The sequence below is a fragment of the Bradyrhizobium sp. SHOUNA76 genome, assembly GCF_023006445.1.
Taxonomy (GTDB): domain Bacteria; phylum Pseudomonadota; class Alphaproteobacteria; order Rhizobiales; family Xanthobacteraceae; genus Bradyrhizobium.
In genome coordinates, this window is the sequence record NZ_JALBHA010000387.1 from 1 (window position 1) to 6,440 (window position 6,440).

General features: G+C 64.5%; 8 protein-coding genes and 2 pseudogenes. 4 read left to right on the top strand and 6 right to left on the bottom strand.

The features are described from left to right. The 4 genes and pseudogenes from MOV74_RS28395 to MOV74_RS28410 all read right to left on the bottom strand — a co-directional run. A pseudogene (locus MOV74_RS28395) lies at positions 1-260 on the bottom strand (sel1 repeat family protein); the annotation flags it as partial. Between the two features lie 32 nt (positions 261-292). Further along, positions 293-976 carry a substrate-binding domain-containing protein gene (locus tag MOV74_RS28400; RefSeq protein WP_246929929.1) on the bottom strand — a complete coding sequence of 228 codons (684 nt, stop codon included), beginning with the start codon at positions 974-976 and terminating at the stop codon, positions 293-295. Between the two features lie 18 nt (positions 977-994). Continuing rightward, entirely contained in the window at positions 995-1,696 is a 702-nt protein-coding gene (locus tag MOV74_RS28405; RefSeq protein ID WP_246929938.1) for a GrlR family regulatory protein, read from the bottom strand. 195 nt (positions 1,697-1,891) lie between these two features. Then, on the bottom strand, positions 1,892-2,926 hold the full coding sequence (locus MOV74_RS28410) for a glutamine synthetase beta-grasp domain-containing protein (RefSeq protein WP_246929930.1): 1,035 nt from the start codon (positions 2,924-2,926) through the stop codon (positions 1,892-1,894). Positions 2,927-3,466: 540 nt separating this feature from the next. Here MOV74_RS28410 and MOV74_RS28415 point away from each other — a divergent pair. Then, positions 3,467-3,670: a DUF2735 domain-containing protein gene (locus tag MOV74_RS28415; protein WP_246929931.1), complete on the top strand. Its 204-nt coding sequence runs from the start codon at positions 3,467-3,469 to the stop codon at positions 3,668-3,670. A 114-nt stretch (positions 3,671-3,784) separates the two neighbouring features. On the opposite strand, the gene MOV74_RS28420 is transcribed toward MOV74_RS28415, so the two are convergent. Further along, positions 3,785-4,096, bottom strand: coding sequence for an MliC family protein (locus MOV74_RS28420; protein ID WP_246929932.1), 312 nt, complete (start codon positions 4,094-4,096; stop codon positions 3,785-3,787). Between the two features lie 72 nt (positions 4,097-4,168). Here MOV74_RS28420 and MOV74_RS28425 point away from each other — a divergent pair, with 72 nt between their 5' ends. Then, positions 4,169-4,912 (top strand): tyrosine-protein phosphatase, encoded by a 744-nt coding sequence (locus tag MOV74_RS28425; RefSeq protein ID WP_246929933.1) that lies wholly within the window; start codon positions 4,169-4,171, stop codon positions 4,910-4,912. A gap of 23 nt (positions 4,913-4,935) precedes the next feature. After that, on the top strand, positions 4,936-5,616 hold the full coding sequence (locus MOV74_RS28430; protein WP_246929935.1) for an SDR family oxidoreductase: 681 nt from the start codon (positions 4,936-4,938) through the stop codon (positions 5,614-5,616). On the opposite strand, the gene MOV74_RS28435 is transcribed toward MOV74_RS28430, so the two are convergent. Then, positions 5,617-5,964 carry a GrlR family regulatory protein gene (locus tag MOV74_RS28435; protein ID WP_246929940.1) on the bottom strand — a complete coding sequence of 116 codons (348 nt, stop codon included), beginning with the start codon at positions 5,962-5,964 and terminating at the stop codon, positions 5,617-5,619. Positions 5,965-6,105: 141 nt separating this feature from the next. Here MOV74_RS28435 and MOV74_RS28440 point away from each other — a divergent pair. Beyond that, positions 6,106-6,440 (top strand): annotated as a pseudogene (locus tag MOV74_RS28440) (hypothetical protein); the annotation flags it as partial.

Genomic DNA, 6,440 nt, shown 5'->3' on the forward strand with positions numbered 1-6,440 from the left:
GCCGTCTGCCGGTTGGCCGCATAGTCGCGGCCGAGCGCGAACATCGCACGGCGCGAGGACGGCGCGGCCTGTTTGCAGAACTTGATCGCGGTCGCAACGTCGGCGGATGCGATCTCGGTGACGCCCCTCACGTCGACCGGTTTGTCGGGATCGCTGGGATCGGCCGCCACGCGATCGCACAGAACGAGATCGGCCGATTGCGCATGCGCAGTCAGGGGCGCGGCGAGTGCAAAGAGGACGGCAACCAGACAAGTCCGCATGGACATGACGTTGCGTCTCCGCTCCGGCAAATTCAAGGCTCCAGTCCCGATTGACGCAGGACGGGCACGACCCCTGGCGATGCCAGATAGCGCAGCAAGCGGTCGGCCGCGTCGGCATGTTTTGCGTTCGCCATACGGCCGGCGGAGAACACCGCCGGCGTCTGTAATTCGTGCGGGATCGGTCCCACCACCTCAATGCCGTCGACCTGCTTCAGCTCGCTGATCTGCTGCACGGCGAGATCGGCCTCGCCGCTGACGAGGCGCTGCGCCGTGAACCCCTGCTCGACGATGGTGGCCTTGGCGTTGATCTCGGCTGCGATCCCCATCCGTACGATCAACTGGGCGAAGTAGACGCCGCTCGCGCCAAGCCGCGAATAGGCGACGGACCGCGCCGCAAGCAGCGTCTTGCGCAGCGCTGCTTCGCTGCCGATGTCGGGTTGCGCCTGCCCTGCCCGCACGGCAATGCCGACATAGGAGCGCGCCAGATCGGTCGCTCCGCCCGCGAGCACGCGGCCCTCCGCGATCACCTCGTCGAGCCCCTCGCGCGTGAGGATCACGAGATCGGCGGCCTCACCCTCGCGCAAGCGCTTCAGCAGGGCCAGGGTCGGCGCGAAGTCGGCATCGACATGGATGCCTGTCTCAGCCTCGAAGACGGAGGACAGGCTGCGCATCGCACCCATCAAGCCGAGCGTCGAAAGCATGCGAATGTTTTCCATGAGCGCTTTCCGTCCCGATCAGGCGCGGTGCATCAGCTTGAGCGCGGCGGTCAGGCGCAGGCTGCGCTTGCCGGCGAGTGCGGTCGCCTCCAGCACCGCCTCTTCCGCATCGTAGCTGCCGGAGAAGCCGATGCCGACTTCGTGGCCGCCGAAAATCGGATCGTCCTTGGCGGGCGTGTGCTCCTGGTTGAGGATCTGGCCCTTCCAGCGGCCCTTCGCGGCGGTGTAGCTGCCGAGATAATAGAACGCGGCATCGCCGCCGAGGATGCGGCCCCGGTTGAGCAGCATCACGCCGGTGAGACCGCCGTCGAGACCGTCGAGCATCCGCAGATGGATGGAGTAGAGACCATCGGCGATGCCGGCTTCGCCGACGCCCCCGGCGATCGGCACCTCGTCCTCCGTGATCGGCGTCATCACCGACTGGAAGGGAATGCCCGGCAGCTCCTTCAGCTCGCCCTTGAAGCGATAGAGATCGCCATCGGCCCAGCCCTTGGCAAGCAGGGTGGCGTCATCGGTGCCCGCCATGGCGCGGTAGTTCGGATCGGGGTTATGGCGGACGGTGCTGATCACGACGTCGACGCCGCTGTCGGTCTTCTCGTAGGTGCCGATATGGGCGAAGGCCGAATTGCCGCCGAGCATCCTGCCGTTGCCGGCATGCATCACGCTCCGGCCGACGGCGTCGCCGAGCTGAAATCTCACCTTGTAGAAGCCTTCAAACACCAGCCGTGTCCCCGGCCCCGCGCGCATCCAGTCTCATTCTATCTCGCATTCCGCGGCGGTGGACAAGTTTCGCGCGCCAGAGCTCGGCGGGCACAGGAACGGCCGTCATCCAAATGCAAAAATCCGCCGGAGCCTTGCAGCTCCGGCGGATTGAGACCAACCCGGGCCAGCCCCCCAGCCCGGGCCGGGAGGATCTTAGGCCGCGGCCTTCTTGTCTGCCGGCACGGACGCGATCGTCTTCAGGATCTGCGAAGCGATCTGGTATGGGTCGCCCTGCGAGTTCGGACGACGGTCTTCCAGATAGCCCTTGTAGCCGTTGTTGACGAAGGAGTGCGGAACGCGGATCGAGGCGCCGCGATCAGCAACGCCGTAGCTGAACTTGTTCCACGGCGCGGTCTCGTGCTTGCCGGTCAGACGCTTGTCGTTGTCCGGGCCGTAGACGGCGATGTGGTCCATCAGGTTCTTGTCGAAGGCGGCCATCAGCGCCTCGAAATACTCCTTGCCGCCGACCGAGCGCATGTACTCGGTCGAGAAGTTGGCGTGCATGCCGGAGCCGTTCCAGTCCGTGTCGCCGAGCGGCTTGCAGTGGAATTCGATGTCGATGCCGTACTTCTCGGTGAGGCGCAGCATCAAATAGCGAGCCATCCACATCTGGTCGGCAGCGGTCTTGGAGCCCTTGCCGAAGATCTGGAATTCCCACTGGCCTTTGGCGACTTCCGCGTTGATGCCTTCATGGTTGATGCCGGCAGCCAGGCAGAGGTCGAGATGCTCTTCGACGATCTTGCGGGCGACGTCGCCGACGTTCGAGTAGCCGACGCCGGTGTAGTACGGCCCCTGCGGGGCGGGGTAGCCCGAGGACGGAAAGCCGAGCGGACGGCCGTCCTTATAGAAGAAGTATTCCTGCTCGAAGCCGAACCAGGCGCCGGCGTCGTCGAGAATGGTGGCGCGCTTGTTGGAGGCGTGCGGGGTCTTGCCGTCCGGCATCATGACTTCGCACATCACGAGCACGCCATTGGTGCGCGCGGCGTCCGGGAAGACAGCAACCGGCTTCAGCACGCAATCGGAGCTGTGGCCCTCGGCCTGCTGGGTGGAGGAGCCATCGAAGCCCCACAGCGGAAGCTGCTCGAGCGTCGGGAACGACGCGAATTCCTTGATCTGAGTTTTGCCGCGCAAGTTCGGTGTCGGCGTATATCCGTCGAGCCAGATGTACTCGAGCTTATACTTGGTCATTGAGCCTCTCTGTAGATGATGCGAAAGGTTGGGGGCCCTGGGGCCCCCGAACGTTTTGTACCCGGCCACCATCGGCCGGCCCGTTACAAGCATTTGTCGTGCCAAAAGGCCGCAGTGCGGGAGGTTTTCCCACCGCGGCTGAGGTCGCCCTGCCGTGAGCAGACCGCCCGCTGCGATATGCGTCATAGCCGCGCACCTTGGCGTGTAGCTGCAGCGCAAAAACCCCGGGGAAATCGCCCGATTCTGAAGCAGACGACGCCGGACTCGAAGCTGCCGATGAAAGGCGCATCAACGTCCAGCAATTTTCGCAAAGACGACCGCCCCTGCCCGGCAACCTTTGCAATGGCCCAGGCATTAGTCACCAACGGCGTGCCTTAGGGGATGCAGACCTCTGCCTGCCCACAAATTAGGCGGCAACTGATTTCCTTTTCAGCACTTCCCAATTCGGGGTGCGCGGCCGATATGGGGATTCCGGTAACCACAATCGAACGAGTCGGGCGCACCATGGAGGCTAAGGCGCTTCGACCAAGGAGAATCGCAATGATGAACAATGGTCTGAGTCACGGATCGGCAACGATCTACCAATTTCCGGTCGGGGGCCGCGCAGCTCTCTCCGGACGCCGCTATGGCGAGACCCGCCTTCCTGCCGATCACGCGCCGCTTCCCGCGAACGCCTCGATCTGCAGCGACAGCTGGTACCACCAGGACGCGGTCGACGAAGCCAAGCCGAAATGGGATCGCTGATGCCCGCGTTTGGTTTGAAACCGCCGCGCTCGCGCAAGCGCCCGGCGGCAGTTCAAAAAAGGGTCGAAACAACGATGTTTCGGCCCCTTTTGATTCTCGCATGAACGACGCCGTTCAGATCACCGCGCAGGTCGCTGCCGCCCGCTTCAGATGCTTCACCGTGGTGGTCCCGGTCTTGCCGATGGTCAGCGTGATACCCGCCCCCGAATAGCGTATGCCGGAGACCGTCAGCCGCTTGGCGAGCGTGACCGGCTTGCCATCGATCTGAAGAAAAGCGCGCTTGTCGTAATCATAGAACCCAACGATGAACTGCGTCCCGTCGGTGCAGCGATAGGTCTGGAACGTCTGCGCTGCAGCCTGCCGCGCGCCGGAAATTCCAGCGGCCAGCATGGTGATCCCCAAAAGAATGGCCTTGTGCCGGACCATGATCGCCCCCTGTGATAGTCCTCAAGGACGCCGCCTCGTGCGTCCAATGGAACCATAACCGAAGCCGATCCCATGTCAGACTCCCCTGCCCGCCACCTCGCCTTGCAAGGCGCCAGCAATTTCCGCGATCTCGGCGGCTATCCGACGTCCGATGGCCGCACCACGCGCTGGCGGCACATCTTCCGCTCCAACCATCTCGGCCAACTCACCGCCGCCGATGTCGAGATCGTCCGCGCGCTGGGCGTGCGAAGCGCGCTCGATTTCCGCGGGCTGGAGGAGCGCGCGGCCGGCATCTGCGTCGTGAACGAGATCACGGTGCATTCGCTGCCGATCGAGCCGAGCGTCGTCGCTGCGTTGCGCGCCGAACTCGCGAGGGGCACGCTGACCGCGCCGGTCGCCCTCGAGCTCATGCGCGAGTCCTATCGTAACTATGTCCGCCACCATACGCACAGCTTTCGCAAACTGTTCGGCCATCTCCTGGAAGACCGTGCGCCGCTGGTGATTCACTGCACCGCCGGCAAGGACCGCACCGGCTTTGCCAGCGCGCTGATCCTGCATGCGCTCGGCGTGCCCTATGACGTCATCGCCGAGGACTACTTGCTCACCAACCAGCACTACAAGCGCGATGCGACGGCCGCCATCGACCTGCCGGACGACGTGCGCAATGCCATCGGCGGCGTCGAGACTTCCTATCTCGCCGCTGCGTTCGAAGCCGTCGGCGAGGAATACGGTGATCTGGAAGCCTACTTGCGCGATGGGCTCAAGCTCGGCACAGCAGAGCGGACCGCACTGAAGGCGCGCTACCTGCAATCATAGGCCGCCGCGCCGGGAGAACGATGATGCAAGACAAGATCCTGATCGTGACAGGGGCGCGCGGCGCGCTCGGCAAGGTGGTTGCGGAGCTGGCACGATCGCGCGGCGCTCGTGTCGCCAGCATCGATCATGCGCCTTCACAGAGCCCCGCAACGCCCGACCGCATCGAGATCGGCGGCGTCGACCTGTCCGATGCGATCCAGGCGAAGACAGCGGTCGATGCGGCGGCCAAGCATTTCGGCCGTCTCGATGCACTGGTCAACATCGCCGGCGGCTTCGCGTTCGAGACCGTCGGCGACGGTGACATCAAGTCCTGGCAACGCATGTACACGCTCAATGTCCTGACCGCGCTCAACACCTCGCGCGCGGCGCTGCCGCACCTTGCCGCGTCCAAAGCCGGCCGCATCGTGAATATCGGCGCCACGGGCGCGCTCCAGGCCGGCAGCGGCATGGGGCCTTATGCGGCCTCGAAGGCAGGCGTGCATCGTCTCACCGAGGCCCTCGCCAACGAGTGGAAGGGCAAGGTCACGGTGAACGCGGTGCTGCCGTCGATCATCGACACCCAGGCCAACCGCACCGACATGCCGAAAGCGGACTTCTCCAAATGGGTGACGCCGCAGGAACTCGCCGAGGTCATCCTGTTCCTCGCCAGCGACGCCGCGAGCGGGGTCACCGGCGCGCTCATCCCGGTTGGCGGGCGGGTGTGATCAATCGGGCACCAACAGCCGCAGATTGCCTTTGAAACGGATGCTCTGTTTGCCGGCGAGCGCCATGCCTTCGCCATAAGCGCTCTCGTCAGTGTAGGTGCCGCTGAAGCCGATGGTCACGATTTTGCGGCCCCACACCGGACGCTCGTCGAACGAGGGCGAGTGCTCCTCGTTGGTCAGCTCGCCCTTCCACTTGCCGCCAGACGAAGTGTAGCTGCCGTAGGCAAAGAAGAACGAATCGCCACCCCGCATGGTGCCGTCGCGCAGCACCATGACGCCTTGATTGCCGCCCTGCACAGCATCCAGCATTTCGATACGGATGTGATAGAGCCCGTTCCTGATTGTCATCTTTGTCACGCGCCCGGCGGTCCCGCCCGCAGGATAACCGTACCATCCGGTCCCGATCAAATGGTGCAGAGCCCCCTGTCCGATCCCGGCTAGACTGCCGGCAATTGATTCTCCGATCGGACGTCACCCCGGAACCCTCCTGTGGAAACCGCACTCTACCTGCCCGTCAAACGCTTCCTCGAAGAGCTCGGCTTCACCGTGAAGGGCGAGATCGGCGGCTGCGATCTCGTGGGCCTCAGCGCCGGCGATCCGCCGGTGGTGGTGATCGGCGAGCTCAAGCTCGCCTTCAATCTCGAGCTGATCCTACAGGCGGTCGACCGCGCGCCGGCCGGCGACGAGGTCTGGATCGCGGCAAAGATGTCGATCCGCGGCAAGGGACGGGAGAGCGACGCGCGCTATCGCAATCTCTGCCGCCGCCTCGGCTTCGGCATGCTCGGCGTCACCGATCGCGGCCAGGTCGAGGTGCTGGTAAAGCC

Bases quoted from the DNA above. Each gene is read 5' to 3' on its own strand.
- MOV74_RS28400 (WP_246929929.1), bottom strand. From the start codon at position 976: ATGGAAAACATTCGCATGCTTTCGACGCTCGGCTTGATGGGTGCGATG.
- MOV74_RS28410 (WP_246929930.1), bottom strand. From the start codon at position 2,926: ATGACCAAGTATAAGCTCGAGTACATCTGGCTCGACGGATATACGCCG.
- MOV74_RS28415 (WP_246929931.1), top strand. From the start codon at position 3,467: ATGATGAACAATGGTCTGAGTCACGGATCGGCAACGATCTACCAATTT.
- MOV74_RS28420 (WP_246929932.1), bottom strand. From the start codon at position 4,096: ATGGTCCGGCACAAGGCCATTCTTTTGGGGATCACCATGCTGGCCGCT.
- MOV74_RS28425 (WP_246929933.1), top strand. From the start codon at position 4,169: ATGTCAGACTCCCCTGCCCGCCACCTCGCCTTGCAAGGCGCCAGCAAT.
- MOV74_RS28430 (WP_246929935.1), top strand. From the start codon at position 4,936: ATGCAAGACAAGATCCTGATCGTGACAGGGGCGCGCGGCGCGCTCGGC.
- MOV74_RS28435 (WP_246929940.1), bottom strand. From the start codon at position 5,964: ATGACAATCAGGAACGGGCTCTATCACATCCGTATCGAAATGCTGGAT.